Origin of the sequence: Candidatus Oscillochloris fontis (assembly GCF_004138135.1) — a bacterium.
In the GTDB taxonomy this organism is placed as follows: domain Bacteria; phylum Chloroflexota; class Chloroflexia; order Chloroflexales; family Chloroflexaceae; genus Oscillochloris; species Oscillochloris fontis.
On record NZ_RYFD01000008.1, the window covers coordinates 41,415 to 66,894 of the forward strand.

At 60.2% G+C, this 25,480-nt stretch carries 23 protein-coding genes and 1 riboswitch; of the genes, 5 read left to right on the top strand and 18 right to left on the bottom strand.

Translation table 11 applies throughout. The features are described from left to right. The first annotated feature begins 17 nt into the window (after positions 1-17). Positions 18-395, top strand: coding sequence for a response regulator (locus tag EKD03_RS05280; RefSeq protein WP_129628324.1), 378 nt, complete (start codon positions 18-20; stop codon positions 393-395). Positions 396-530: 135 nt separating this feature from the next. Here EKD03_RS05280 and EKD03_RS05285 read toward each other — a convergent pair whose 3' ends face one another. Both EKD03_RS05285 and galK read right to left on the bottom strand, forming a co-directional pair. Continuing rightward, positions 531-1,475 carry an alpha/beta fold hydrolase gene (locus EKD03_RS05285; RefSeq protein WP_129628326.1) on the bottom strand — a complete coding sequence of 315 codons (945 nt, stop codon included), beginning with the start codon at positions 1,473-1,475 and terminating at the stop codon, positions 531-533. Between the two features lie 139 nt (positions 1,476-1,614). Next, positions 1,615-2,772: a galactokinase gene (gene galK / locus EKD03_RS05290; RefSeq protein WP_129628328.1), complete on the bottom strand. Its 1,158-nt coding sequence runs from the start codon at positions 2,770-2,772 to the stop codon at positions 1,615-1,617. Between the two features lie 89 nt (positions 2,773-2,861). Here galK and EKD03_RS05295 point away from each other — a divergent pair, with 89 nt between their 5' ends. Then, positions 2,862-4,931: a hypothetical protein gene (locus tag EKD03_RS05295; protein WP_161569184.1), complete on the top strand. Its 2,070-nt coding sequence runs from the start codon at positions 2,862-2,864 to the stop codon at positions 4,929-4,931. A gap of 11 nt (positions 4,932-4,942) precedes the next feature. Next, complete coding sequence (locus EKD03_RS05300; protein ID WP_129628332.1) at positions 4,943-5,806, top strand: SDR family NAD(P)-dependent oxidoreductase; 864 nt, start codon at positions 4,943-4,945, stop codon at positions 5,804-5,806. 9 nt (positions 5,807-5,815) lie between these two features. Here EKD03_RS05300 and EKD03_RS05305 read toward each other — a convergent pair whose 3' ends face one another. Beyond that, positions 5,816-6,613, bottom strand: coding sequence for a cytochrome-c peroxidase (locus EKD03_RS05305; RefSeq protein ID WP_161569185.1), 798 nt, complete (start codon positions 6,611-6,613; stop codon positions 5,816-5,818). Between the two features lie 237 nt (positions 6,614-6,850). Here EKD03_RS05305 and EKD03_RS05310 point away from each other — a divergent pair, with 237 nt between their 5' ends. Continuing rightward, a complete protein-coding gene (locus tag EKD03_RS05310) occupies positions 6,851-7,870 on the top strand; it encodes a TIGR03617 family F420-dependent LLM class oxidoreductase (protein WP_129628336.1) in 1,020 nt (339 codons plus the stop codon). A 293-nt stretch (positions 7,871-8,163) separates the two neighbouring features. Here the strand turns inward: EKD03_RS05310 and EKD03_RS18935 are convergent, their stop codons facing one another. The 15 genes from EKD03_RS18935 to nusA all read right to left on the bottom strand — a co-directional run bounded on the left by EKD03_RS18935 (position 8,164) and on the right by nusA (position 24,602). Then, positions 8,164-8,553, bottom strand: a complete 390-nt coding sequence (locus EKD03_RS18935; RefSeq protein WP_274542394.1) for a calcium-binding protein — start codon at positions 8,551-8,553, stop codon at positions 8,164-8,166. A gap of 5 nt (positions 8,554-8,558) precedes the next feature. Beyond that, complete coding sequence (locus EKD03_RS05320; RefSeq protein WP_129628340.1) at positions 8,559-10,322, bottom strand: signal peptidase I; 1,764 nt, start codon at positions 10,320-10,322, stop codon at positions 8,559-8,561. Positions 10,323-10,404: 82 nt separating this feature from the next. Continuing rightward, positions 10,405-10,788 (bottom strand): hypothetical protein, encoded by a 384-nt coding sequence (locus tag EKD03_RS05325; RefSeq protein WP_129628342.1) that lies wholly within the window; start codon positions 10,786-10,788, stop codon positions 10,405-10,407. 268 nt (positions 10,789-11,056) lie between these two features. After that, a complete protein-coding gene (metK, locus tag EKD03_RS05330) occupies positions 11,057-12,271 on the bottom strand; it encodes a methionine adenosyltransferase (RefSeq protein WP_129628344.1) in 1,215 nt (404 codons plus the stop codon). Positions 12,272-12,476: 205 nt separating this feature from the next. Further along, entirely contained in the window at positions 12,477-13,739 is a 1,263-nt protein-coding gene (gene ahcY, locus EKD03_RS05335; RefSeq protein ID WP_129628346.1) for an adenosylhomocysteinase, read from the bottom strand. Between the two features lie 117 nt (positions 13,740-13,856). After that, positions 13,857-14,828, bottom strand: coding sequence for a carbohydrate kinase family protein (locus EKD03_RS05340; protein ID WP_129628348.1), 972 nt, complete (start codon positions 14,826-14,828; stop codon positions 13,857-13,859). A 33-nt stretch (positions 14,829-14,861) separates the two neighbouring features. Then, the gene (locus EKD03_RS05345) at positions 14,862-15,908 is read right to left on the bottom strand and encodes a uroporphyrinogen decarboxylase/cobalamine-independent methonine synthase family protein (protein ID WP_129628350.1); all 1,047 of its coding nucleotides are present in this window, start codon (positions 15,906-15,908) and stop codon (positions 14,862-14,864) included. A 5-nt stretch (positions 15,909-15,913) separates the two neighbouring features. Continuing rightward, positions 15,914-16,969 carry an S-methyl-5-thioribose-1-phosphate isomerase gene (gene mtnA, locus EKD03_RS05350; RefSeq protein ID WP_129628422.1) on the bottom strand — a complete coding sequence of 352 codons (1,056 nt, stop codon included), beginning with the start codon at positions 16,967-16,969 and terminating at the stop codon, positions 15,914-15,916. A gap of 76 nt (positions 16,970-17,045) precedes the next feature. After that, positions 17,046-17,187, bottom strand: a riboswitch (SAM riboswitch). Between the two features lie 188 nt (positions 17,188-17,375). Beyond that, on the bottom strand, positions 17,376-18,245 hold the full coding sequence (gene truB, locus EKD03_RS05355; RefSeq protein WP_129628353.1) for a tRNA pseudouridine(55) synthase TruB: 870 nt from the start codon (positions 18,243-18,245) through the stop codon (positions 17,376-17,378). A gap of 202 nt (positions 18,246-18,447) precedes the next feature. Further along, positions 18,448-19,437 (bottom strand): DHH family phosphoesterase, encoded by a 990-nt coding sequence (locus EKD03_RS05360; protein ID WP_129628355.1) that lies wholly within the window; start codon positions 19,435-19,437, stop codon positions 18,448-18,450. Next, complete coding sequence (locus EKD03_RS05365) at positions 19,434-20,024, bottom strand: class I SAM-dependent methyltransferase (RefSeq protein ID WP_129628357.1); 591 nt, start codon at positions 20,022-20,024, stop codon at positions 19,434-19,436. Before EKD03_RS05365 ends, EKD03_RS05360 begins: the two co-directional genes overlap by 4 nt. Next, complete coding sequence (gene rbfA, locus EKD03_RS05370) at positions 20,017-20,397, bottom strand: 30S ribosome-binding factor RbfA (protein WP_129628359.1); 381 nt, start codon at positions 20,395-20,397, stop codon at positions 20,017-20,019. The genes EKD03_RS05365 and rbfA overlap by 8 nt, the downstream gene beginning before the upstream one ends. Positions 20,398-20,456: 59 nt before the next feature. After that, entirely contained in the window at positions 20,457-22,718 is a 2,262-nt protein-coding gene (gene infB, locus EKD03_RS05375) for a translation initiation factor IF-2 (protein ID WP_238613403.1), read from the bottom strand. 142 nt (positions 22,719-22,860) lie between these two features. Beyond that, the gene (gene rnpM, locus EKD03_RS05385) at positions 22,861-23,229 is read right to left on the bottom strand and encodes an RNase P modulator RnpM (RefSeq protein ID WP_129628361.1); all 369 of its coding nucleotides are present in this window, start codon (positions 23,227-23,229) and stop codon (positions 22,861-22,863) included. A gap of 38 nt (positions 23,230-23,267) precedes the next feature. Continuing rightward, positions 23,268-24,602 (bottom strand): transcription termination factor NusA, encoded by a 1,335-nt coding sequence (gene nusA / locus EKD03_RS05390; protein ID WP_129628363.1) that lies wholly within the window; start codon positions 24,600-24,602, stop codon positions 23,268-23,270. 244 nt (positions 24,603-24,846) lie between these two features. On the opposite strand from nusA, the gene EKD03_RS05395 reads away from it, so the two are divergent. Continuing rightward, positions 24,847-25,476, top strand: coding sequence for a hypothetical protein (locus EKD03_RS05395; RefSeq protein WP_129628365.1), 630 nt, complete (start codon positions 24,847-24,849; stop codon positions 25,474-25,476). The last annotated feature ends 4 nt before the right edge of the window (positions 25,477-25,480 follow it).

Below are 25,480 nucleotides of genomic sequence, written 5' to 3' on the forward strand. Positions count from 1 at the left end.
GCCCAGGGGCAGATGCTATGGCCCTTGTCTACACGATCTTAGTTGCCAGCCTCGGCAATCGGGTAGAGGAGTACCTCATACCGATTCTGCTTGAGCAGGGTTATGTTGTGGAAACGAGCGTTGGCTCTCTGTCCACACTGGCAACGGTTGGGCCGCATATTGATCTGCTGCTGGTTGATCTACCTTCCAAGAACGAGTTGCCCGACTTCCGCAGCCTCCGCGAGCGCACCAGTACCGCGATCATTGTGCTGGGGCCAGCGCGTAATGATCCGCTCCTCGTTACAACCCTCGAACTCGGTGCCGATGACTACGTGCAGCGGCCCTTCCGCACCGATGAGTTGATGGCGCGTATCCGCGCCCAACTCCGCCGCGTGCAGTGGGATCGTATCTCCTGATGCGGGTTATGTGAGTGTAATTGTTCACACTTCTCCGAGCATCCCGGTTTTGACGCAAAGACGCCAAGGCGCAAAGTCCTCACGAGAGGTTCCAATCGCAACCTTTGCGCCTTGGCGTCAATGAAAGGCTTCTGTTTACTCCACATGTGAACAGTTGCATGTGCGTGCTGCTTTGGATGCGCATACCCGTTCGGCCACAAACTGGCGCACAAAGCGCACCACCTGAAGCGGGCGTTCGCGTTGCGGCAGGTGGCCACAGCCGCGCAGGGTGAGCAGGCTGGGCGAGGGTAGGTGATCGCGGAAGAACTCGAACGAGCCAGTGGGAAGAAACTGATCCGTCATACCCCACACCAACCCCACCGGGATCTGGAGTTGCTGCAACTCTGCGGGCCGAAAGAAGTCATCCTCGCTGGCCGACGCGACAAACTGGGTTACCGGATCGCGGAGGAAGAGCGTTTGGAAGCCGCGCTGGCCCAGATAGAGCGCCATAATCAGTGGCGGGCTGCCGAACATCTGGCGGAAGATGGTGCGCACGGTGCGCAGATCGGGGACGGCAACGGTATCAATGAAGGGTTGCCACGAGGGGTGCCCATCGAGCATCGCGCCGCCCGGATCGAGCATGATGACGCCGGTGCTCAGATCGGGGGTGGCGAGGGCCAAGCGCGTACTGATCCAGCCACCCAGGGAGTTGCCGACGAGTAGGGTGGGATGCCCGATCACCTCGCGGATCATCGCTTGGACGACCGCGACATGCTCATGGAGCGTGGCGTAGCGGCGGCCCTTGGGGTAGCCACTCAGCCCAAAACCGGGCAGATCTATCGCGTAGACTGGGCCGATCTTGGCTAAGCCGTGGATGGTGAAGGCCCAGGTGAGCGCATTGTCGGCGATGCCGTGGATGAGCAGGATCGGCATGTGCGGATCACTGCCGGGCGTACCGGGATGGTGGTAGTAGTGGACGGGGATGCCATGCAGTGTGCGATCATGCTCGCTGACGCCGAGGCGTAACAGGCTGGTACGGGTGACACCGAGAACCGTGGGCAGGAGCGCGTGTGAGAGCGGTTCAAAGAGATGTGGTTTCATGATGGAGTTGACCTATAACTTGGGGTAAACCGAAGCCTCGTGTTGACGCCAAGGCGCAAAGACGCAAAGGTTTTGATGAGGGTCTATAGGAAAGGCTTTGCGCCTTGGCGTCTTTGCGTCAAAACCTAGGAGCAGTTCCCTACATAAGTCTCCCGACCCCTTCGGATGGACGACAGACAAGAATAGTGGGTTCACGGCCCGTCTGGGCCTGGTAGCCCTGCGCAACCTGCTGCGTAAACGCCTCGACTGCTGAGAGTGTGACGAGGCTGACCGTACTGCCCCCGAAGCCGCCGCCAGTGAGGCGCGAGCCATAGCAGCCCGGCACAGCGTGGGCAAGGTCACACAGCAGGTCAATCTCAGGCGTACTGATCGCATAGTCATCACGCATACTGCGATGGGACTCGTTCATCAACTGGCCAAAGGTCGCCAGATCAGCCTGTTCAAGTGCGGCAGCGGCATCGAGCGTGCGCTGGTTCTCCGTCACCACATGGCGGACACGCATATAAACGTCGGGTGGCAGCAGATCGGCATGGGATTCCAGATCCGCCGGACGCAGGTCGCGCAGGGCACTGAGGCGTGGGATGCGCGTCTTGAGCAGGCGCACGGCGGTATTGCAGGTGGCGCGGCGCTCATTATAGGCCGAGTCGGCCAGATCATGATGCACGCCGCTATCGCAGACGATCACGCGCACATCGGGCGAGATGGGGATCGGGCGGTAGCTGAGATCGCGGCAATCAATCAGCAGGGCGTGGTTGGCGCGGCCTAACGCGGCTACAAACTGATCCATGATTCCACACTGCACGCCGACAAAGCTATTTTCGGCTCCCTGGGCCAGTAGCGCCAACTCTTCGCCGAGGAGATTGATGTTGTTGAGCACCTGTAGTGCATAGCCGACCGCTACCTCTAGCGCCGCCGATGAAGAGAGGCCACTTCCAATCGGTACATCGCTGCTGATCAGCAGATCAGCCCCGATCATCGGCAGGTCGCGGGCGAGTAAGCCCTTGATCACCCCGCGCACATAGTTGGGCCAGGTGCTATTCGGGTGGCGCTCGATCCCGTGCAGGCTGAACTGATCTTCTTGGGCAAACTGGCTACTATAGATCCGTATGGTCTGATCGGGGCGACCGCGAGCTGCCACATAGGTGGCGCGGTCAATCGCCATGGGTAAGACGAAGCCCTCGTTATAGTCGGTATGCTCGCCGATCAGGTTGACACGTCCGGGGGCGCGCACGAGGATGCGCGGGCGCAGCGCAAAGTGGGCGCTAAAATCTGTACAGATGGCGTGGGGGTCTGACATGGTTCTATCCCTGTGCGGCTGTAACTAAGCCCTGACGCAGCTCTGTTGCGCTGTAGTCTACCACACTCCGCTGGTGTACAATAGCGCCTATGCGCAGTGTGTTACCTCATTTGACTCATCGTCACTATCTGTTGGCGGGCATCGGTTATAGCGTGATCGCGCTTTTGATCATGATACCGATCCTACCGGTCTTTGCCAGTGCCATCCCTGGTGGCCCGATTGCAGGTGTTGATGGTTGGCAGAATGTGTGGAACCTCTGGTGGGTGCATCAAGCGCTTAGCAGCGGCCAGAATCCCTTCTTTAGTGATCGCATCTTCTATCCCCAAGGGGCGAATCTGGCGTTGCAGACGCTTGGATTGAGTAACGGGATCATGGTCTGGCCAGTGACGGCGCTGTGGGGGCCAACGGCAGGCTACAACGCAGCGGTGTTGTTGGCGCTCGTACTTACCGGCGTGGCGGGCTACGCCTTGGCCATTGAGGTCGGGGTTGGGCGTTGGGTGGCCTTCCTGGCTGGGTTGATCTATACCTGCTCGCCCTACCACTTCACCCGCATCTATGATGGTCAACTCGAACTGCTTACGTTGCAGTGGCCGACCTTCTATGCGCTCTTTTTGGTGCGTACCCTCCAGCAGCGGCAACGCCGCGATGCGCTGCTCGCCGGTCTCTGTTTGGCGCTGACTGGCTACACCAGTCTCTACTATCTCGTCTTTATGGCGATCTTCAGTCTGGGAGTGCTCCTGATCTGGACGTGGTCGCCACGCCAGAGTTTGGGCAACTTGGTGCTGTTGGGGGGCAGTGCCCTCTTGCTACTGCTGCCCCTGCTGCTCCCGGCACTCGCTACTGCCACGGGTGAGAATGGCAGTGTGGTGACCATCACGCGCGCTGAGGTGGTGCATCGCTCGGCCAACCTGCTCGATATTGGTCTGCCCAGTTACCTCCACCCAATCTGGGGTGAACGCCTCTTTGTCGCGGTGAGCCACGCATGGCATGGCTATAGTGGCGATTGGAATGCCGCGTTGGGCTACACGGTGTTGGGATTGGCATTGCTCGGCAGCTACGGGCGGTGGCGTACCCTGTGGCGCTGGTGGGCGATTGCCGGGGTAGCTCTCCTCTTCGCACTTGGTCCAGAACTCCAGATCGGCCCGTGGCGCACCGGGTTGCCCTTACCCTTTGTCCTCTTCGATCTGGTACCGGGGCTGAGCCTGGGGCGACGCCCGGCGCTCTTTGTGGCGCTGATCAGTCTGGCGCTGATTCCCCCGTTGGCGTATGGGCTTGAACGCCTCATTGCCTTGCGCCGCTCATGGTTGATCGTGCTCGTCCTCTTGGGGGTCGGGTTTGAGTTTACACCGCGCCCGTGGCCCCTGCACTCTGCAAGTATCCACCCGATCTACCGCGAACTGGCCGAGCAACCCGGTGCTATTCTGGAGATCCCACCATCTCGTTATAAGTATAGCCTGCCCCAACTGGCCCAGACGGTGCATGGGCGTCCGATCTTAGGCGGCTACTTGGCACGTATTCCCTACTACCCCTGGCCCGATGATGCCCCCATCCTCAACATGTTGTGGCAGATGCGGCTCCCCGATGGCCCACCGCTGATTGACGGGATGACCGACGCATTGGTACCGCTGAATGTCTATGGCGTGGGCGATCTGGTTGTTCGCTGGGATCAACTCAACCCTAACCAGTCCGAGGCGGTACGTGCTGTATTGGCCAGCGCACTACCGGGGGTTACTCCAACGTATCACGATGATCGCGTAAGTGTCTACACTATTCCCCAACGCACCCCACGCAGCTTTGCCGGTTTGGTGGGTGATGGATGGTACCCATTTGAACAGGGGGCCACTACCCATTGGCGCTGGATGGACGCCCAGGGTGAGATCAAGCTTGTCAACCCACATTCAACTAGTATGGGCATCCGGCTCAGCCTGCGCGCTCATGGGTACCAGGGGCCACGCGAGGTGCGTGTGCTTCTCGATGGGCTACCCGTGGGTGTGTGGCAGGTGGCAGCTTGGCCCACGAGTGCTGAATTCCACCTCTGGCTGGCCCCCGGCGAGCATCGGCTGCGGCTTGAGGCACCAACCGTTCCGGAGGTTGCGGCTGCGAGTCTGCGCCACTTCAGTATTGCGCTGCTCGAAGCGCATCTTGATATTGATGAGTGAGAGGACCATGCATGGTACGCCAAGAACACACGCTTCTCCAAGGAAAGACGGCGGTCATTACTGGGAGCACCCAGGGGCTTGGATTGGCTATTGCCCGATCTTTTGCCCAAGCAGGAGCGACGTTGGTCATCTCGAATCATCGTGCCGAAGATGTTCAACGGGCTGAGCAATGGCTCCTTCAGCAAGGTGCACAGGTGGTTGGGTATGCCTGTGATGTACGCATGCGCGAGCAGGTTTTTGGCTTGGCTGATAGTGCCATTGCCACTTACGGTAAGATTGATATTTGGGTGAATAATGCTGGTGTCACTGCCACTCAGGGGCCAACGGTGGCGGTTGCTTCGAATGAATTTACCCGTGTGATCGAAACCAATATTTTTGGTACATACCATGGCTCACTCGCCGCATTGCGCCATATGTCGCCGCGCCGTAGCGGGAAACTGATCAATATTGTTGGCCAAGGCGACCGGCGGCCCAATCCGTATGGCAATGCGTATGGAGCGAGTAAAACCTGGGTACGCACCTTCAGTTTGGCACTTGCCGCAGAGGAACGGGCCAATGGGATCGGGATATTCACGCTCAACCCTGGCCTCCTCGATACTGAACTGACCCGCCAGATGCGGGTAGTCGCAGGCTATGAGCGGCGTGCTCACGCCTTCGATACAATTGCTCGCCTTGCCGCAGCCCCAGCCGAGGAGTCGGCCCAATTGGCGCTCTGGTTGGCTGGCCCCGCAACCGATGGTACGACGGGTCTCACCATACATGCACCTCTATGGCCACGCCTAGCTCGTGGATTGGTGCGCGAAGGGGTGCGGCTACTCCTGCGTCAGCCCGTCACGCAGCATGTTCAGTATGTGACGCTGCCGCCAGAGTGTTGAATCTGAGACCTACCGACTCATCAAGAAGGCCACCAGATCCTCCACTTCGGCCTCGGTAAGCAAGAGCGGCGTGATACCCCGGCTCACGCCGGCTGTACCGGCATTGCCGCCGCGCTGGTAGAAGCGCACCACATCCGTCAGGGTGGCGGCGGAGCCATCGTGGAAGTAGGGGCCAGTGTTGGCGAGGGCGACCAGTGCGGGGACGCGGGCTGGTTGTGGGTTGGCGCTGACCCCGGTATACAGGTGGGCCTCGCTGCTCAAAGTAGCTCCCTGGTGGCACCCGGCACAGCCGAGTTCCACGAAGAGCGCTTGGCCACGTTGGGCCGCCGGGCTGAGTGGCGCACGGGGTGGAGTGGGCAAGTTGCGGATAGCCGCCGCAAGTGCCTGGGCGGTCGCTTGCCAGGTGATCGCTGGGGTGTTGGGGTACGCGGCGGCATAGGCTCGTTGCATCGCCGGGTCGTTGCGGAGCCGTTCCAGTGGCAGATCGCTCAGTGGCCCCATCTCACGCGGATTATCGAGTGGGCGCAGCACGAAGGCTTCGAGTGAACGCACATCTGGCGTGAACCAGCCGAAGCTGCTGCGGCCTGCCAGCGCGTGGAGCGTGGGGGTGTTGAGGCCATCCTCGGTAGCGACCGAGCGCCCATCGGTGTAGCCACGAGTAGGCTGGTGACAATCGAGGCAGGCCAGATCGCCACGCAGCGCTAGGCGGCGATCCGCGAGTAGTTGCCAGCCCAGCGCCACCTGGGCATGCGCGGGGTTGGTGGCGCTACTCCCGGCGAGGCTCAGGCAACACACGAGGAGCAGCATAACATACCAGGGATGTATGGGGCGGTGTGGCATAGACGGATGTAGGGCGCGTCGCGACGCGCCCACTCGAATGATCCTATCGCTATGCCTCTGCGTACCTCTGTGTCCTCTACGGTATACCTGATCAACCGCAGAGGACACAGAGGTACGCAGAGGATAAACAGCGCAACGCATCCCTACGGTCACAGTGAATGATATACTATCCAGAATGTCCTGTCTCTCGTAAGGAGCTGTCCTATGTTACTCGATGTTTCGTTCGCCGTAGATTCCAATCCACTCCCGGTGGCCGCCGAGGTTGCGCGGGCTGCCGAAGAGGTTGGCTTTGCTGCACTCTGGACGCCTGAAACCGGCCACAATGGCTTTTTGCCCTTGGCACTCGCGGCTGAGCATACCTCGCGGATCAGCATCGGCACCGCGGTTGCCATCGCCTTCCCACGCAGCCCGATGGTCACCGCGCAGATTGCTTGGGACTTGGCGGCCTTTTCGGGTGGACGCTTCATTTTGGGGCTGGGAACGCAGGTCAAAGCGCATATCGAGCGGCGCTTCAGCACGCCGTGGGACGCGCCGGTGGGGCGGCTTCACGACTACATTCTCGCCCTGCGTGCGATCTGGCAGAGCTGGCAGACGGGCGAGCGGCTCAATTATCGCGGGCGCTTCTACCAGCACACCCTGATGACCCCGTTCTTTAGCCCTGGGCCAATTGAGCACCCCAACATCCCGATCTATATTGCCGGGGTGAATAGTGGCCTCGCCCAGTTGGCTGGTGAGTTGTGCGATGGATTCCATGCCCATCCGCTCAACAGTGCCAAGTACACTGCCGAGGTTATTCGGCCTCAGATCGCTATTGGAGCGGCCAAAGCTGGGCGTGACTCCAGCGCTTGTGCGATTGCCGGGAGCGCCTTTGTGATCACCGGCCACGATACCGAGACCCGCGAACGGGTGCGCGGCTTTGTGCGCCAGCAGATCTCCTTCTACGGCTCGACTCCCACCTATCGGGCGGTGCTAGAGTGCCACGGCTGGGGCGAGATTGGCGAACAACTCTCGCAACTCGCCGCCCAGCAGCGCTGGGCCGAGATGCCAGCGCTCGTCACGCCGGAGATGGAGGCCACCTTTGCGGTTGAGGCCGAACCGGATGCGGTCGGGGCGGCATTGCGCGAGCGGTATGATGGTTTGCTGGATCGTATTGGGCTATACATCCCGTTTGTGCCGGGGCAGATGGACGATTTCTGGCGCAAGTTAGCGGCAGATTTGGTGTAGAGACGCCCCGGTGGGGCGTCTACCCCGGTGGGGCGTCTACCCCGGTGGGGCGTCTACCCCGGTGGGGCGTCTACCCCGGTGGGGCGTCTACCCCGGTGGGGCGTCCACCCCGGTGGGGCTAAAACCCATGGTTGGGGCTGCGCCTCAGACCCGCTTTTTCTCTCTTCTTTTGGCGGCGAAGCCGCCAAAAGAAGAGAGAAAAAGTTCTTCGGGGGCGGCGAAGCCGCCCCCGAACCCCCGCCGGGAGACTTAACGTAATACGTATGAGGTAGAGACGCCCCACCGGGGCGTCTCTACTCTTCGCAACTGGGATCGATCAGATTGTCCCCTGAACCCCCCATACAAACATCATTCCCCTCGCCACCGATCAGGGTATCGTCGCCACCGCCGCCAACCAGGCAATCATCGCCGCCTTGGCCATCAATCAGATCGGCACCCGCCCCACCCAGAATCAGGTCATTCCCGCTCGTGCCGTTGATAGTACCACTCCCAGAGATCATCGAACTCAGCCCCATTCCACGACATGCCTCTGGGGCAAGCTCCTCAACACCCACCGATTGGCTCTGGGCATCGAGATGAGTCGCTGGGATACTGTTATTGGCCGCCGCCGCAAAATAGATCTGGCTGATCACGAAGCCGATCAGTAAGACGATACCGAATTGAATGAGGTGTGCCGGCTTCATAGGGTTCAGCCTTTCAGAGTGCGCCGCTGCCATGCTACCAAGCGCGCATCCTTCCACGCCTGGGCAAATTCGGCTGAGCGCTCGCGTTCGTGGTAGACGGTGATAATATCTATGCCAATTGCTCGGCAGGCATCAGCGGCGAGGCCGGTTTCGCGCAGCGCATGGAGGAAGTCTGCCTGCCAAGCTGGCTCCTGGGGCGGCGGTTCGGCGTGCTTCGGGCGCACTTCGTACTCTGGTTGCTCATGCTGCACGATGGGCGCGGCCTCCAACGGCGCTCCATACACATAGAGTACCTGCTCGTGCTGCATAAAGTAGCGCGGCTGACTCGCTGAGGTATCGTGCATGATCAACGCGCCATGGCGCTCAGCCAGTTTGGCCAGATCTTCAAATGAGCCGATCTGCACCACTTGGTTCGCAGGCAGAGACGGCAACCCCGTCACCTCGATCAGCAGTGGGCCATAACGCAGCGCGATGCGTGCTACTTCATCTTGACGCGCCGTGTGCAGCAACGGCAGCGCCAACAGTGCCACCAACCCACCCGCTACCACCGCCATAATCAGCCCGATCTGGCGCGCTTGGGCCACGTCCATGGTGATGCCGAGCAACTTCATACTGGCCGCTTCGCTGTGTGGCCGGTTCAACACCCCTTGTTGCTGCGGTGTGAGGGGATCACTCCCATCTTCATTCGAGATCATCTGGATTTGGAGCTGATCCACATGAAACCGCAATGGTGGTGCAAAGCTCTCTTGGACACTCATCCCCCCGACTGCGCCCTCAAGTTCAATCCTAGGAATGAAGGCGAGCGTGAATTGCTGATTCTTCAAGCCAGTCTGGGCCTCAAATTGTGCAATGATTTCATTCAGACGGCGCAGTTCAATCTCGCTATGTATGGACAGGCTCGTACTCTGGATGGCTTGATCCTCGACCAAAATGATCGTCCGCCGCCAGCCATTCTGGCTACTCAGCACAACCGCCATCCCGTAGCGCCCGCCCACCATCACCGCCTGATCGCTAGAGAACTGGTACTCAAAATCTACGCTCAACCGCTGCGAGAGTTGGCGGAAGATCGGATCGCCCGAATAGGCCGCTGAGGAATCATAAAGCCCCGCCGGGGCATCGGCAGAGTAGCGAAAACGAGCTTGATGCTGGTAGTTGAGATTCTCGACACCCGCTTTGCTGGTGGGCCGGGTAAAGGCAAAGCCTGCCAGGGCCAGACCAGCCACCGCCAGAAGGGCTAAGAGTGTCATGGCCCATTGGCGTAGATCGCTGTTGGGCGGGGTGCCGCGCTGGGTACGATTCGGATGTTCTGCCTGTGTACGGCGTACCATGATGATAACCCCTCCTGTCATCAACAACGCGAGCAGGAGTGGAGATTGGCGCACCTGCACCAACCACTTGCCGAGGTTGGGGATGTGAACCCATGCGCGACCGATCAGATCGGCATCAACCGGGCGGTATGGATCAATATAATCGTTGTGGTCGCCCTGGAAGATCCAGCGCTCACCCTCGCGCCCAATGATGCGGTGGATGACCGGGCCGATCTCAGGATGCTGGTAGGTGACGATGTCGCCGATCTGGTAGCTGCTGGTAGTCTGAATGAGTACCAAATCGCCGCGATAGTAGACCGGCTCCATGCTGTTGCCATTCACAATGATTGCGGCCACTCTGCCACCGAACTGGATCGGGGCAAAGAGGAACCATGCGAACCCCATTGCACCAATCATCAGCGCGATCTTCAGGTTGGCTGGAAGTGTGCTGGGGGAACGCATGGTGTTGATTACCTCACAGATAATAACGGGCGTAGCGGGGATTGCTTCCCGCTACGCCCGTGAGAGCTACCCTATGGAGCGCTTATGGCTGAACATTGCTGGTGGCCACAATCTGCAACGTATCAATGTCAATGACATTCAGTGGTGCAGCGCTGAGATCCACTTCCCAGTTGTTGCCAGTCACTACGGCGGCGTCGTACCACGAACCGCCGTCAATCAGTTGAACTTTCACCGTGCCAGCCGCAGCATCAAGCGTAAAGGTTACGGTATCCAGCTTGGTGGGGTCGGTGTTCAGGATGTAGGCTACATTGGTAACTACATAGCCACTCACCACGGTATCCTTGTCACCTGCGCGGCTCTCTGGGATGGTATTCTCGGCGGCGAAGCCGTAGGCTACAGACCCCATAATCAGTGCGAGCACAAATGCAAAGATCGTCCGGGGACGGAGGATGGATGTGATGGACATTGGATTGCCTCCTTAGGCCAGTTATCGTGCCGCTCAGTGCGGCTTTGATAGGGTCAGTGTAGGGCTACGCACGTGATCGTACAATCACCTAGGAGTACCTATGCATATATGTCGTTTTCTCGCATAGCAATCGTGTTGATTAGGGACTGAAGTAATAGGAGAAAAACGAGAAAATCTTCGTTCACACGCAGACATATTGAGCAGCAGAAAAAATACCCCCCTCTCCCGCGTGCGGGAGAGGGGGGCTAGGGGGGGGGGGCAGTAATGCCTAGAGGCCCGCTGCCTTGCGCAGTGCCTCAACGCGGTCGGTGCGCTCCCAGGGCAGATCGATGTCGGTGCGCCCGAAGTGGCCACCCGCCGCCGTCTGGCGGTAGATCGGGCGGCGCAGATCCAGGTCGCGGATGATCGCGCCGGGGCGCAGGTCGAAGACCTCGTTGATCGCGTTGATGATCACCTCGTCGGCGACCGTGCCGGTGCCGAAGGTCTCGACGCTGAGCGAGAGCGGCTTGGCCACGCCGATGGCATAGCTGAGCTGAAGCTCGCAGCGGTCGGCCAGCCCAGCGGCAACCACATTCTTCGCCACCCAGCGGGCGGCATAGGCCGCGCTGCGGTCTACCTTGCTCAGATCCTTACCGGAGAAGGCACCACCGCCGTGGCGCGCCACACCACCGTAGGTGTCCACAATGATCTTGCGCCCGGTCAGGCCGGTGTCACCCATGGGGCCACCCACCACAAAGCGCCCGGTCGGGTTGATGAAGATCTTGGTCTGCTCGTCGAGCCACTCGGCGGGCATCTCAGCCTTGATCACCTGCTCGATCACGTCGGTGCGGATCTGCTCCTGGCTCACATCAGGGGCGTGCTGGGTGCTGATCAGCACCGTGTCAATGCGCACGATCTTGCCATAGCTATACTCAACCGTCACCTGGCTCTTGGCATCGGGGCGCAGGTAGGGCAGCGTGCCATCCTTGCGCACCTTCTCGATACGGCGGATCAAGCGGTGCGCCAGCGCGATGCTGGCCGGCATCAACTCTGGGGTCTCCTTACAGGCAAACCCGAACATCATGCCCTGGTCGCCGGCACCAACCGCCTCGACCTCATCCTCGGTCATGGTGCCCTGCTTGGCCTCCAGCGCCTTATCCACGCCCATGGCGATGTCGGGCGACTGACCGTGGATGGCGACCAGCACACCACAGGTATCGGCATCGAAGCCAAAGCTGGCATCGGTATAGCCAATCTCCTTGACCGTCTCGCGGACGATCTCTTCGATTGGAATATAGCCCTTCTCATACGTAACCTCGCCCATCACCACGATCAAGCCGGTGGTGGTGGCGGTCTCACACGCGACGCGGGCGCGGGGATCGTGGGAGAGGAAGGCATCCAGGATGGCATCACTTACCTGATCGCAGAGCTTATCCGGGTGCCCGGAGCTTACCGACTCGCTGGTGAAGAAAAACTTCGGCGACTGCATGAAGGTCGTGGACATTATCGTTGCTCCTCAATGAATGCAACACACATGGGTGGAAGGGAAGGGCATGTGCAAAGTTCTTGGGGCTATGCCCCAAACCCCAATTTTTGGTAGTGTTTGGCGGCTACGCCGCCAAACACTACCAAAAAAGATCTTCGGGGGCGGCGCAGCCGCCCCCGAACCCCCACCGGAGGTGGAAGGGGCGATCTTCTGGCAGAAAGGCTTAGGTGCCTTCCTGCCAGCTATTCAGGTACTCAAACTGCTCTGGGGTCAGCACGTCAATCTCAATACCCATGGCCTTGAGCTTGAGTGCGGCGATCTCGATATCCAGATCCTTGGGCAGCGAGTGGACGCCGTTGCTGAGCTTGCCATGGTTGCGTACCAGGAACTCAGAGGCCAGTGCCTGGTTGGCAAAGCTCATATCCATCACGGCGCTGGGGTGGCCCTCGGCGCTGGCGAGATTGATCAGGCGGCCCTCGCCCAGCAGGTTGATCTTGCGACCATCCTTGAGCCAGTACTGATCAACGAAGGCGCGCGGCTGACGCTTCTCAAGGCTCATGGCCTCCAGTGCCGGGATGTCAATCTCGACGTTGAAGTGGCCACTGTTCGCCACCACACAACCATCCTTCATGGTGGCGTAGGCGCGCTCGTCAATCACATGCTTGTTGCCGGTCGCGGTGACGATGAAGTCGGCGTAGGCTGCGGCCTGCTCCATGGTCATGACGCGGTAGCCATCCATGGTCGCCTCAAGCGCCTTGATCGGATCGATCTCGGTGACGATGACGTTGGCACCCATGCCACGGGCGCGCTCGGCGATACCGCGTGAGCAGTAGCCGTAGCCACCCACCACGAAGGTCTTCCCAGCCAACAGGATGTTGGTGGCGCGGATGATGCCATCGAGGGTACTCTGTCCGGTGCCGTAGCGGTTGTCGAAGAGGTGCTTGGTGTCGCTGTCGTTGACCGCGATCACCGGGAAGGTGAGCACACCATCCTTGGCCATCGCGCGCAGGCGGATGACGCCGGTGGTGGTCTCTTCGGTCGAACCATACATCCCGGCGATCAGGTCGGGGCGCTCCTTCAGCACACCATGAACGAGGTCAGCCCCGTCGTCCATGGTGATCTGGGGATTGTGATCCAGACCGGCCTTGATGTGCTGGTAGTAGACATCGTTGCTCTCGCCCTTGATGGCGAAGACCGGGATCTCCTCATAGGCCACCAGCGCGGCGGCGACATCGTCCTGGGTGCTCAGCGGGTTGGAGGCCACCAGCACCACCTCGGCACCGCCGATAGCCAGGGTGCGCATGAGGTTGCCGGTCTCGCTGGTCACGTGCAGACATGCGCTCACGCGCACACCCTCCAACGGGCGCTCCGCCTCGAAGCGCTCGCGGATGAGCCGCAGCACGGGCATTTCCTTCTCTGCCCAGTCCATGCGCTTGCGACCCTGCTCAGCCAGACTCAGATCCTTGACGTCGTAGATCTTACTCATTACCTTGTGTTACTCCTCCTGGGACGCCTTCCATAGGCGTCTGGACGAGCAGGCCCAACTGCCTGCCCGCTATGCCGCCCCTTTCATGTGCGGAGGTGGCGGTGTATCGGATATGCTCTAAACCGCTGCCGCAAATGCGGCAATCGCCGGGAGTTCTTCGCCGAAGGCGCTGCGGTAGCGCTCGGCAAAGGCTTCGCGGGTGTAGCTATGTTCCTGGCAGCCGCGCTCTTCAATCGCGAAGGTGGCGGCGAGGGCAGCAATGCGCCCGGTGGTTGCAATCGGTAGGTCGTGGGCGATACCCAACGCCAACCCGGCCAGATAGGCATCGCCAGCGCCAGTGGGATCAACCACCTCGCGCACCGGTGCGGTGGGGATCTCCGCCGCCAGCCGCCCATCCACATAGATCTGCGAGCCAGCCTCGCCACGGGTGACGACGGTGAGCGGGACGCTGGCGAAGAGATCGGCCTCGCTCATCTCCAACTTGCGCGCCATCATACCGAACTCATAGTCGTTACCAATGAAGACCTTCGCCCCCTTGAGACCGATGTGGATATGTTCGGCATCCAGGCGCGGCGACTGCTTCCCCGGATCGAAGATATAGGGGATGCCAAGTTGCTGGCACTCAAGCGCATAACGCGCAATCGCCTCTGGGGTGGTCGGCGAGATCAGCACCAGATCCTGGCTGGTCAGGCCCAGATCCACCAACGAGATCTGGTGATCGTAGCTCATCGCGCCGGGGTAGAAGGCCACAATCTGGTTGTTGGCGCGGTCGGTATTGATGAAACACGAGGCGGTGAATTCATTCGGAATTTCTACCAGACCACTGGTATCAATCCCGTGGCTCTCCAGCCATTCGCGGTAGTCGCGGAAATCTTGCCCCACCGTCCCCACCATCAGCGGGCGCTCGCCGAGCAGGGCGAGGTTGTAGGCGATATTCCCGGCTACACCACCACGCAGGCGCTTCATCGAATCAACCAGGAAGCTAACCGAGAGCATATGCTGCTTTTCCATCAGCATATGATCTTTGAAGTAGCCAGGGAAATCCATAATGTAGTCGAAGGCCAACGATCCAGTCACCACAATTCGCACGTGAGGTCTCCTTTGTTCGCATCCCAAGGGTTGCTATCCCAACTCATTCCGTTCACGCAACACATGGGCGGTTGTAGCACATAGCTGTAGTGCTTGCTGGGCCGCATCAACCGAGAGGGTGGCGAGGCTCTGATTACTCGTGATCAGCGCAGCATCAAGAATGCGTCGGCGATCCAAGCCACTCGCGGCCGCAAGGTAGTCAACGGTACGATCAAACCGATGAGCCAGAAGATCGGCCTGTTCATGGATCAGTGCGGTCGGATCAGTTGGCACAATCCCCCAACCCAACAGACCGCCCCGTTCAATAAAATTGGCCACCGTACTTGCCGCATGGATCAGCCCTGCCCCATGCTCATAGGCATCAAAGAGCACCAGATCAACCGGAAGGTTGAGCAGTTCGGCCCAATCCACCTCGCCATTCACAGCTAACCCGCGACAACCGGGCATATCGGCGAGCAGACGGGCGAGCATCTCGATGCCCTCATCACGCGCAAGCGGGCAGAGCGGCAGGTCGAGCGCATCCAGAAATGGTTCATCAAGGCAGATGATGACGTGGTTGACATAGGTGCTGAGTTGCTCATAGTACCACGCCACCCGTAGGGCCAGATGGTGCAACAATGACTCACGGAGTGGCTGATCATAGGCCAGCGGGCGATCATCCTCGTCGGTCAGTTGCAAGGCCAAACTCACCGGGCCAATCGCTTCGCCCTTGAGGGCGCGGGCTTGGTGGCCGTGGCCAAGCAGACGCAGCAACTCACCCAGACCCGCCGCATAGTCGGTTGGAAGGGCACCCGAACCTGGTTCCGCCCGCAGATAGGCCAGACCGAGCCGGTCGAGGCCGATCTCTGCCGCCGCATGGTCTACACTGATCCGCTCATACGCCGGGTCTATCGTCACGCCGGGGAAGCCCGCTGCTGCCTGCGCCAAGGGACGCTCACGGAAGCTTCGCCCGTAGAGCGCGGGCCAAGCTGGAATATCGGGCGTGGTGGCAGCCACCAACGCCAACGCATCCTGGGCGTTGGCGTGGGGCAGGCCACCCCGCAACAGCGGCAGACAAGTCGGCGCAAACGCGAGCGGCATAGGAACTACGCACCCTCTTTGACGCGCCGCAGCCCTTCGGCGAAGGGCGCAGTCACCACACCGCGCTCGGTAATGATTCCGGTGATCAGTTCGGCGGGGGTCACATCAAAAGCCGGGTGGGCCGCACGCACCCCCACCGGGGCGATCATGCGCCCGGCGAGGTGGGTGACTTCTTCTTCGGAACGCTCCTCAATCGGGATCTGGTCGCCATGTTCCATCGTCAGATCAATTGTGGAGGTTGGCGCGGCGATATAGAAGGGGATGTTGTGCGCCCGCGCCAAAATGGCCAGACTATAGGTGCCGATCTTGTTGGCCGTATCGCCATTGGCCACAATGCGGTCAGCCCCAACGATCACACAATCCACCTTACCCGACTTCATCATATACCCGGCCATATTGTCGGTGATCAGGGTGAGCGAGATCCCGGCCTGGTGCAGTTCCCAAGCGGTGAGGCGCGCCCCCTGGAGGAAGGGGCGGGTCTCATCCACCCAGACGTGGATGTTGCGGCCCTGGGCGAAGGCGGTGCGCATCGGGGCGAGCGCGGTACCGTAGCCCGCAGTCGCCAAGCCACCCGCGTTACAGTGGGTCAGCACGCGGCCCCCGGCGGGGATGAGCGGGGCACCATGATCACCAATCGCGTGGCACATGGCAAGGTCTTCGTTCAGTACGGCGTGACCCTCGGCGAGCAACGCCTCGGCCAGTGCCTGGGGGGTAGCGATCTCGGTGCTCAGTTGGCGCGCCTTGGTGAGCAAACGATCCGTGGCCCAAGCCAGATTGACCGCCGTGGGGCGCTGGCTATCCAGCATCACCTTGCCCGCCTCCAGATCGGCCAGCAGTGCGGGGACGGTTTCGGCCTGGGATTGGAGCGCGATCAGGGCCATGCCGTAGGCAGCGGTGCAGCCAATTGCGGGTGCGCCACGCACCTGCATGCTCTTAATCGCATGCGCCACCAACGCAGGGGTTGTACAACGTACCACCACCTGCTCGTGGGGCAACAACAACTGATCGATCAAACAGACGGCGTCCTGTTCCCACCAGACGGTACGTAATTCTTCGCTCATAGCTGTCATAGCTGTGTTCACCCTGATGAACAAAAAAGCCCCTCGCACGGCGAGAGGCTCCAAAGGTGAGGCATTCCTCTCATCTTCCGATGGGCACACAGATGCCCAGCGCAGGAATTAGCACCGTTCTGGATGGAACATCAAAGCAAACCTTTGAGTATCCTTCAGGCGGTTGCCGGGCTTCATCGGGCCAGTCCCTCAGCCCATCTCGATGAGGTCTATGGAGTCACCCAGTTCAATAACCGGGCGAACATTGGCGGCGATTATAGCATGGCTATGAGTCTGGTGCAAACGAGTTCGCGGCTTCTCGTAGTATCAAGGTTTTGACGCAAAGACGCCAAGGCGCAAAGCCTGCAACATAATCTTTGCGTCTATGCGCCTTGGCGTCAATATAAGAGGTTTCTAGTTACCCCAAAAACACCTTTTCTGGCCTCCACACCGCTCCTGCGCGGCGCAACACCGCCACCAACTCACCGTGCTGATCCTCGGCGCGTGCATACTCGCCAGGCAGATCTCCACACTCAATCGGCATCCCATTGTGCACCCGCCGCACCTGCTCGGCATCCAATGGGGCTACTGGCCACGCGGCGAGGGCAATCCGGGCGGGGATGAGGTGGGCCGCAACATCCTCTGGTTGTAGGTCGGCCAGGGGGAGTGCGCGTTCCAACCTGAAGGGGCCGACGAAGGTGCGGCGCAACCCCGCGAGGTGCGCTCCGCAACCGAGGGCCACGCCGATGTCGCGGGCGAGGGCGCGGATGTAGGTGCCCTTGCCGCACGTCACCGTGATCAGCAGTTGGTCGGTGGCGACTTGGTGGTAGCTGAGGGCATCTATCTCGACCGGGCGCGCCGGGAGATCGAGCATCTTGCCTGCCCGCGCCAGATCGTAGAGCCGCTGGCCCTCGTGGTGCAGTGCCGAATACATCGGCGGCACCTGCATGATCGTCCCACGGAGCGGAGCCAACACCGCCTCGATCTGAGCCGGGGTGTAGGATGGCACCGGCGCGGTCGTCAGCACTTCACCCTCGGCATCATCGGTGGTCGTTGTCTGACCCAGTTGCACCAGCCCCTGGTAGCCTTTACGCACCTCGGAGAGGTACTCGATCAGGCGCGTGGCATGGCCAATCGCCACCGGCAGCACCCCGGTCGCGGCGGGGTCGAGCGTTCCAGCGTGGCCGACCTTGACCTTGCGCCCAACCAGGCGGCGCACCCGCGCCACCACGTCGTGCGAGGTCATGGCGAGGGGTTTATCTATATTGAGGAAGCCGTAATGGTTCACATGGCTCCTGAAAGGAAATGTGGCGCGCTTGCGTAGGGGCGAAGCATCGCCCGCCAAGCGCGTTCGGGTTCTCCTGCTCCATGGTGGGCGATGCTTCGCCCCTACGGGATGATCGGGGAACCCGGCGATTAATGTAGGGGCGAAGCATCGCCCGCCAAGCGCGTTCGGGTTCCCCTGCTCCATGGTGGGCGATGCTTCGCCCCTACGCAAGCACAGCACGCAACATCGGCAGCACCGTCGCCTCAGCCTCAGCCAAGCCCATCGCCAGATCGGCCCCGGCGGCCTGAGCATGGCCACCACCGCCCCAAGTGCGAGCAACTTCGGCCACATTGATGCCACGCACCGAGCGCAGGCTGATCTTCACCTGGCCGTTGGCGCGCTCCTTAAAGAGCACCGCTGCGCGCATCCCGGCCACGCGCTGCAAACGGATCATCGTCTCATCGGTGGCCTCGTCATTGGCCCCGGTCGCTTGGAGCATCGCCTGGGAGACTGAGACCCACAGCAGGCCATCTTCGCGCTGCATCTGGCTGAGTGCCAACCCGGCCAACTGCACTGTCTCTGGCGGGAGCGAGAAGTAGACCGCATTGATCACCGTCGCATGATCGGCCCCGGCCTCCAGAATATCCGCCGTGGTGCGCAGTGTCTGGGGCGAGGAGGCGCTGGTCTGGAAGCTCTGGGTATCGGTGGTGACGCCGAGCAGCATACAGGTGGCCGCCGCCGGAGTGATCGGAGCCTGCATGGCGCGCAGCAGGCGGAAGAGCAGATCGGCACACGAAGCGGCATGCGGATCGATCAGATTGACTGTCCCGCGCCCATTGTTGGTGACATGGTGATCCACCAACAACAACGGGTGGGCGGCGATCTCCGCTTCATGATCCGCAAAGATCTGGCCGACCCGTTGCAGTTCGGCGGTATCGAGCATCCAGATCAGATCGCAATCGGGCAGGGGGCTACCGGGTTGGTAGATGTGTACCTGCTCAACACCGGGCAGATTGAAGCTGTAGTAGGGCAGCGCCGAGGATGCTAAGGGGATGGGTTCTTTACCCATCGCCAGCAGGGTATGGTAGGCACCGAGGAGCGAACCAATCGCATCACCATCGGGATTGATGTGGGTGAGCAGGAGGATGCGTTGGGACGCGGCGATCTGGGCAGCAAAGGCGGGTGCAGCAACTGTGGGATCAGTGTAGATCATGGCATTTCACTTCGCACGCAGCGATAGACGGTATATCCCGAACGCTTCTTGATCTCTTTGAGCTTGAGTTGGTTGCGCACGCCGATGCGCGGGATGAGGTGGTTGAGGCCACTGACGACCACAAACCAATATTCGCCACCGGGGCGGAGTTGGCTGAGTGGACCGAGGATGAACTCCTGCTCAATCGCCAGATCACCGATCTTCGCGGGGATGTTGGAGAAGATCAGATCGTAGGGGCCGGGGGGCACCGCTTCAAGCCCGACACTCCCCAGGATCTGGACATGCGCAACCGCATTGAGGTGCGCATTGGCGCGGGCGTAGCGCACCGCGAGCAGATCTTTATCGGCTGCTACCACCGCCGCTTCCGGGAAGCGCCGCGCCATGGTGATCGCGATCACCCCGCAGCCACAACCAAGATCGAGGATGCGCGTGGGGTCTTGAGCCGGTTCGACACTGCGCAGCAGCAGGTCGGTACCATCATCAATCTCGAAGGACGAGAAGATCGTATGGCCGACATCAAACTGGAACGGCTGGCCACGCAGCGTGTAGGCGATACGCTTCTTGTAGTAGGGATCGTGTTCAATCATCGTCAAGCTTGGGAGGGTTCGCCCGGCGTTCTGTTTCAACCTGACGCAACACCTCTTCGATATGGATAGTATAGTCGAGCGAGGTATCCTGAACCAGATGCAGTTCGGGGATGAAACGCATATGGCGCATCTCATCGGCGACGCGGCGGCGCAAGAAACTGCGCGCCCGTTGCAGACCCGCCATCGTCGCGGTTTGCTCCTCGGCATCACCCATGATCGAGATCCGCACCGTGGCATGTTGCAGATCGGCACTCACCTCAACCCCGGTGACGGTGGCGAAGCCCACCCGTGGATCTTTGATCTCGGACTGAATGACCGCGCCGAGTATTTGCTGGATGCGGTCGCCAACTTGTTGAAGGCGTTGTTTTGACATAGGAAAAAGAAGATAGGGGATCAAGCGCGAAATGTCTCGCGCTTGATCCCCTATCGTAGTTAGAGACTCGCCTCGACGCGCTCCTGGCGATAGAATTCCATATTATCGCCGACCTGCACATCGGTGAAACTTTCCACCACCAGACCACACTCATAGCCAGAGATCACCTCGCGCACATCGTCCTTAAAGCGCTTGAGGCTACTGATCTTGCCATCGTGGAGCACCGCGCCGTTGCGCAGCACGCGCACACTCAGGCCGGTGCGGGTCACCTTCCCATCGGTGATGTAGAGGCCCGCGACTACCTCACGCGAAGGCAAGCGGAAGGTATTGCGCACATCGGCGTAGCCCTCGACCACCTCCTTGAAGGTGGGGGCGAGCATACCGACCATGGCCTTTTTAATATCATCGGTGAGTTGATAGATGATATTGTAGAAGCGGATGTCAATTCCCTGCTGTTCCGCTGCGCGGCGTGCAGCCGGATCGGGGCGCGCATTGAAACCGATGATGATTGCTTGGCTCGCGGTGGCGAGGTTGACATCGCTCTCGGTGATCGCGCCGGTACCTCGGTGGATGATCTTGATCTGCACCTCGGTTTGCGAGTTGTTCAGTTGCCCAAATTGGTGTTCAATCGCACCAATCGAGCCTTGCACATCGGCCTTGATGATCACATTCAGATCTTTGATCTGGCCCTGTTGCACCTTATTGAAGAGATCCTCAAGCGTGGTGCCACGGGTGGTTGCAATCGCCTCCATGCGGGTCTGGCGCTGACGTTGGAGCGCAATCTCACGCGCCACCGTTAGGTCGTCTACCACCTGAAGAATATCACCCGCCTGGGGCACACCATCAAGGCCCAGGATCTCGACTGGGGTCGAGGGATCGGCAAAGCGCAGGCGCTTACCGCTATCGTTGAACATGGTCTTGATCTTGCCAGAGACCCCGCCAACCAGCACATTATCCTCAGGGCGCAGTGTGCCATTCTGGATGAGCACCGTTGCCACCGTACCACGGTTCTTATCCAACTCGGCCTCGATGATCGTACCAACCGCTGGCGCATCGGGATTGGCCTTGAAATCCTCAAGGTCTGCCACGAGCAGGATCATCTCCAACAGCCCCTCGATATTGATCTTGGCGCGCGCCGAGACCTCTACAGAGGGCACGTTGCCACCATAGTCCTCAACGATCACATTATGCGTGGCCAACTGCTGCTTGATGCGGTCGGGGTTAGCGGTGGGCAGATCGATCTTATTCACCGCCACGATCATCGGCACCCCGGCAGCCTTGACGTGCGAGATCGCCTCAATGGTCTGGGGCATCACCCCATCATCGGCGGCGACCACGAGGATGACAATGTCGGTCGCTTGCGCACCACGGGCACGCATTGCGGTAAACGCCTCGTGACCGGGGGTATCGAGGAAGGTGATCTTGCGATGATTGACCTCGATCTGGTAGGCACCGATATGCTGGGTGATGCCACCAGCTTCACCTTCCGCGACGCGCGCCGAGCGGATCGCATCGAGCAGCTTGGTCTTCCCGTGGTCCACGTGGCCCATGATCGTAACCACGGGCGGACGGGGGCGCATGTCATCTGCGTTCTGGGCCGCGAGGACTTCCTTGACATTATCAACAATCCCGGCAAGTTGCTCCGGTACCGTCTCATGGGTCTCGATATTGAAATCAGCCGCGATGAGGGCGGCGGTCTCATAATCTATTTGCTGGTTAATATTGGCCAGCACGCCACCCTTGAGCAGTGCCTTGAGGATCTCAGCGGCACCGATACCGGTTGCCTCCGAGAACTCGCGGATGGTCATCACACTCTGTAATTCCACCGGGCCACGCGGGCGCACGGGGATGCGTGGTGCGGGGGCGCTAGGGCGACCGCCACGGCCACGTAAGACGGAGGGATTGCCATCGCGCTCTTCGGGGCCACCGGGTCGCCGTCCGCCACCGGAGCGTCCGCCGCTGCCGCTGCCGGGGCGTCCGCCGCTGCTGCCGCTGCCGGGGCGTCCGCCGCTGCTGCCGCCACCGGGGCGTCCGCCGCCACCACCGCCACCACCACCGCCGCCGGAACGTGCGCCACCGCCACCGCCACCGGAGCGTGCGCCACCACCGCCGCCGCCGCCGCCGGAGCGTGCGCCACCACCGCCGCCGCCGGTCGGGCGACCCCCGCCGCCACCGCCACCGCCGGTTGGGCGGCCACCGCCGCCGCCGCCGGTCGGGCGACCGCCGCCACCGCCGCCACCGCTGTTGCCACCGCCACCACCGCCACCGCCGCCGCCGCCGCCGCCACTTCCACCGCTGCCGCCGCCGCGACCACCGCGCATTGAGACCGTGGGCTGTTTAATATCTTTTAGTGAGTCGCCCTTCTGAGGCATAGGGATATCCTTTCTCGTCGATCGCGCGATGTCGGAGGATGAGATAGACGCAATATTGACCACGCCGGAAGGCAGCGGTTCGGGCATCATCTCAAATGACATCGTGCGGCGGTGCATCATCATCGGCAGCATCCGGTTGAAGTGGGGCCGCAGCCGATACCGCAAGCCCCTGGATGTAGAGTAGCAGATTATGTTGATTGTCTGCGGAGAGTGGTTCGGTACGCAGTGCGCGTTGGAGTATCTGCCGCTTCAGCGCCTGTTCCCAGCATGTAACACTATGGCACAGGTAGGCTCCGCGTCCGTGAGACTTCCCGCTGGGATCAGCCACGACCGATCCTTCAGGTGTACGCACCAAGCGGATCAGACCGCGTTTGGCATCGGTGCGCCGACATGCAATACATGTCCGTTGCGGTACATGCTTCACCCGATTCGGCGTCTGCTTCTTCCCTGACTGAACCATCACCACCTCAATTCCGCAACATCCCTCTGAAGGATGGGTTACAGATCCTCCTCCTCTTCAACCCTATCCACATCCCCGCTCTCAACCAGGATATAGGAGGCAATAAGGCGATCCTGATAGTAGATATAGAGCTTCTGCGAGGTCGCCCGCAGTTGCACTGTCTCACCGATCAGATCATTCCCTAGCGGGCCATAGTTTGCCTTTTGGTAGACAATCGTACCATTTGGCTGCACCTTACGTGATTCGACCTTGGCATTGGTCAGTTCGACCTCAGTAGCCATGGCCTCAGCCTCAGCGTAGCCACGCACCTCAGCCGCAGCGCGCTCTTCTTCAAGCAGTGTGGTTGCACTCTTGATATCAATGCGCCAGCCGGAGAGTTTGGCGGCCAGACGTACATTTTGGCCCTCTTTACCGATAGCCAATGAGAGTTGCTTATCAGGGACAATCACCAAGGCGACGTGATCATCTTCGTTGAGATGAACCTCGACCACCTGGGCTGGTGAGAGTGCATTGGCGATCAGATCCTTTGGATCGGGCGACCACTGCACGACATCAATCTTCTCGCCATTCAGTTCATTGACGATATTCTGAATGCGGATGCCGCGCATACCGACACACGAACCCACCGGGTCAATACCCTCTTGGCGGGCAGCGACAGCTACCTTGGTGCGCAGGCCAGGTTCGCGGGCGATAGACTTGATCTCGACAGTCCCATTAAAGATCTCCGGCACCTCCATTTCAAAGAGGCGCACGATCAGATTTTTATGGGTTCGCGAGGCGATCAGGCGCGGGCCGCGATCTTCCTTACGGATCTCCATCAGGTAGACCTTGAGCCGCTGACCGTGGTAGTAGCGGTCGGCATCAACCTGTTCCTTAGGAGGAAGAATAGCCTCGGCCTTGCCCATTTCGAGGATGACATTCCCTTTGGCGAGCCGCTGAACCGTTGCGGTGATCAACTCACCTTCGCGATCCATATACTCACCATAGATATGCTCGCGCTCGACCTCTTTGATCCCCTGCAAGACCACCTGTTTGGCGGTTTGTGCGGCGATCCGCCCGAAGTCGTTGGGCGTGCTTTCGATGATGACCGTCTCGCCGATCTGAACATTGGGTTGCACCTTGCGCGCAACGGCTAGTTCAACCTCGAAACGCTCATCGTAGACCTCATCAACCACCTGCTTCTCAGCGAAGACCCTAGCCACGCCCGTCTGGGAATCAAGTTTGACCGAGACCTCCATTGGGGGCGGGTTATTACCGAGGGTACGCTTGTAGGCGGTGATCAGCGCCTTCTCCATCACATCAATGATCGCCTCTTTCGGGATACCCCGCTCGGCCGCAATCTGTGAGATCGCTGTATAAAAGTCGCTCTTCATACCTTCACTCGCCTACAACAACAAGAAAAGTGGGGGATACCCACTTTTCACAAACGCACAGCGCTAAACTGCTTGCCGCATGTCAGATATGGTTGATCCCCTTTCTGACCTACTGATTAGTATAACACCTCGAATCAAGTTTGGCAAACCTGATCTTACGTACTATCTTGTCGTCAGCAAACAAATGTGCTATCATATTCTCAGAAGGAAGGCACTTCCCTATAGTACTAACGAAGGAGGTTGTATGCCTAACTCTACCTCTGATCTCCACACTATCAGCCGCACCTTTCGGGCGGCCATTCGGCTTGGTGAAGATTTTATTACCCTTGAGGAGACGATCACCCTCCCGATAGACGCAAGCGACGAGATCGTCCAGCAGGCGGTTGATCTTGGTTGGCGCATCTATACCGCACAGCGCGAGGCGGTGGCGCAACAGGTAGCGACGATCCGCGAGGCGCAAGGCCACCCGTCCGCGATCAGTGTGCGTGACCCCGACGCGCCCGCGAGTGAGAAGCAGCGCAACTATATCGCCGCACTACAAGAGGATCTGAGTTGGAACAACGAGCAACTGAGCAGTTATGCAAGTGAGCAGCAGGTTGATCTGGTAACGATGACCAAAGGCCAAGCATCATCCTTTATTGACAGCCTGAAGAAGGTGTCCGAGGAGCGCCAGCGCTACAGTGTTGAGCAGAATCGGGCACGGGGCGATCAACCAGCGAGTGATAAACAACTCTCCGCATTGGCCCGCTTGGCCCAGATTCGGGCGGCTGATCTGGATGCCGAGACAACCCAACGTTTCGGGGTGCTCAGCAGTGCGCTGACGGATGAGCAGGCGCGGATTCTGTTGGCTGAGTGGCAAACGAAGCGCAAGTAGGGTC

What these genes read in the sequence shown, in the direction of transcription:
- EKD03_RS05320 (WP_129628340.1), bottom strand. Translation starts at nt 10,322, where the DNA reads ATGCGTTCCCCCAGCACACTTCCAGCCAACCTGAAGATCGCGCTGATG.
- rbfA (WP_129628359.1), bottom strand. Translation starts at nt 20,397, where the DNA reads ATGTCAAAACAACGCCTTCAACAAGTTGGCGACCGCATCCAGCAAATA.
- galK (WP_129628328.1), bottom strand. Translation starts at nt 2,772, where the DNA reads ATGTCAGACCCCCACGCCATCTGTACAGATTTTAGCGCCCACTTTGCG.
- EKD03_RS05310 (WP_129628336.1), top strand. Translation starts at nt 6,851, where the DNA reads ATGTTACTCGATGTTTCGTTCGCCGTAGATTCCAATCCACTCCCGGTG.
- EKD03_RS05325 (WP_129628342.1), bottom strand. Translation starts at nt 10,788, where the DNA reads ATGTCCATCACATCCATCCTCCGTCCCCGGACGATCTTTGCATTTGTG.
- EKD03_RS05285 (WP_129628326.1), bottom strand. Translation starts at nt 1,475, where the DNA reads ATGAAACCACATCTCTTTGAACCGCTCTCACACGCGCTCCTGCCCACG.
- mtnA (WP_129628422.1), bottom strand. Translation starts at nt 16,969, where the DNA reads ATGAGCGAAGAATTACGTACCGTCTGGTGGGAACAGGACGCCGTCTGT.
- EKD03_RS05300 (WP_129628332.1), top strand. Translation starts at nt 4,943, where the DNA reads ATGGTACGCCAAGAACACACGCTTCTCCAAGGAAAGACGGCGGTCATT.
- EKD03_RS05305 (WP_161569185.1), bottom strand. Translation starts at nt 6,613, where the DNA reads ATGCTGCTCCTCGTGTGTTGCCTGAGCCTCGCCGGGAGTAGCGCCACC.
- rnpM (WP_129628361.1), bottom strand. Translation starts at nt 23,229, where the DNA reads ATGGTTCAGTCAGGGAAGAAGCAGACGCCGAATCGGGTGAAGCATGTA.
- EKD03_RS18935 (WP_274542394.1), bottom strand. Translation starts at nt 8,553, where the DNA reads ATGAAGCCGGCACACCTCATTCAATTCGGTATCGTCTTACTGATCGGC.
- EKD03_RS05345 (WP_129628350.1), bottom strand. Translation starts at nt 15,908, where the DNA reads ATGCCGCTCGCGTTTGCGCCGACTTGTCTGCCGCTGTTGCGGGGTGGC.
- EKD03_RS05365 (WP_129628357.1), bottom strand. Translation starts at nt 20,024, where the DNA reads ATGATTGAACACGATCCCTACTACAAGAAGCGTATCGCCTACACGCTG.
- EKD03_RS05395 (WP_129628365.1), top strand. Translation starts at nt 24,847, where the DNA reads ATGCCTAACTCTACCTCTGATCTCCACACTATCAGCCGCACCTTTCGG.
- EKD03_RS05295 (WP_161569184.1), top strand. Translation starts at nt 2,862, where the DNA reads ATGCGCAGTGTGTTACCTCATTTGACTCATCGTCACTATCTGTTGGCG.
- nusA (WP_129628363.1), bottom strand. Translation starts at nt 24,602, where the DNA reads ATGAAGAGCGACTTTTATACAGCGATCTCACAGATTGCGGCCGAGCGG.
- EKD03_RS05280 (WP_129628324.1), top strand. Translation starts at nt 18, where the DNA reads ATGGCCCTTGTCTACACGATCTTAGTTGCCAGCCTCGGCAATCGGGTA.
- EKD03_RS05360 (WP_129628355.1), bottom strand. Translation starts at nt 19,437, where the DNA reads ATGATCTACACTGATCCCACAGTTGCTGCACCCGCCTTTGCTGCCCAG.
- metK (WP_129628344.1), bottom strand. Translation starts at nt 12,271, where the DNA reads ATGTCCACGACCTTCATGCAGTCGCCGAAGTTTTTCTTCACCAGCGAG.
- ahcY (WP_129628346.1), bottom strand. Translation starts at nt 13,739, where the DNA reads ATGAGTAAGATCTACGACGTCAAGGATCTGAGTCTGGCTGAGCAGGGT.
- infB (WP_238613403.1), bottom strand. Translation starts at nt 22,718, where the DNA reads ATGCGCGGTGGTCGCGGCGGCGGCAGCGGTGGAAGTGGCGGCGGCGGC.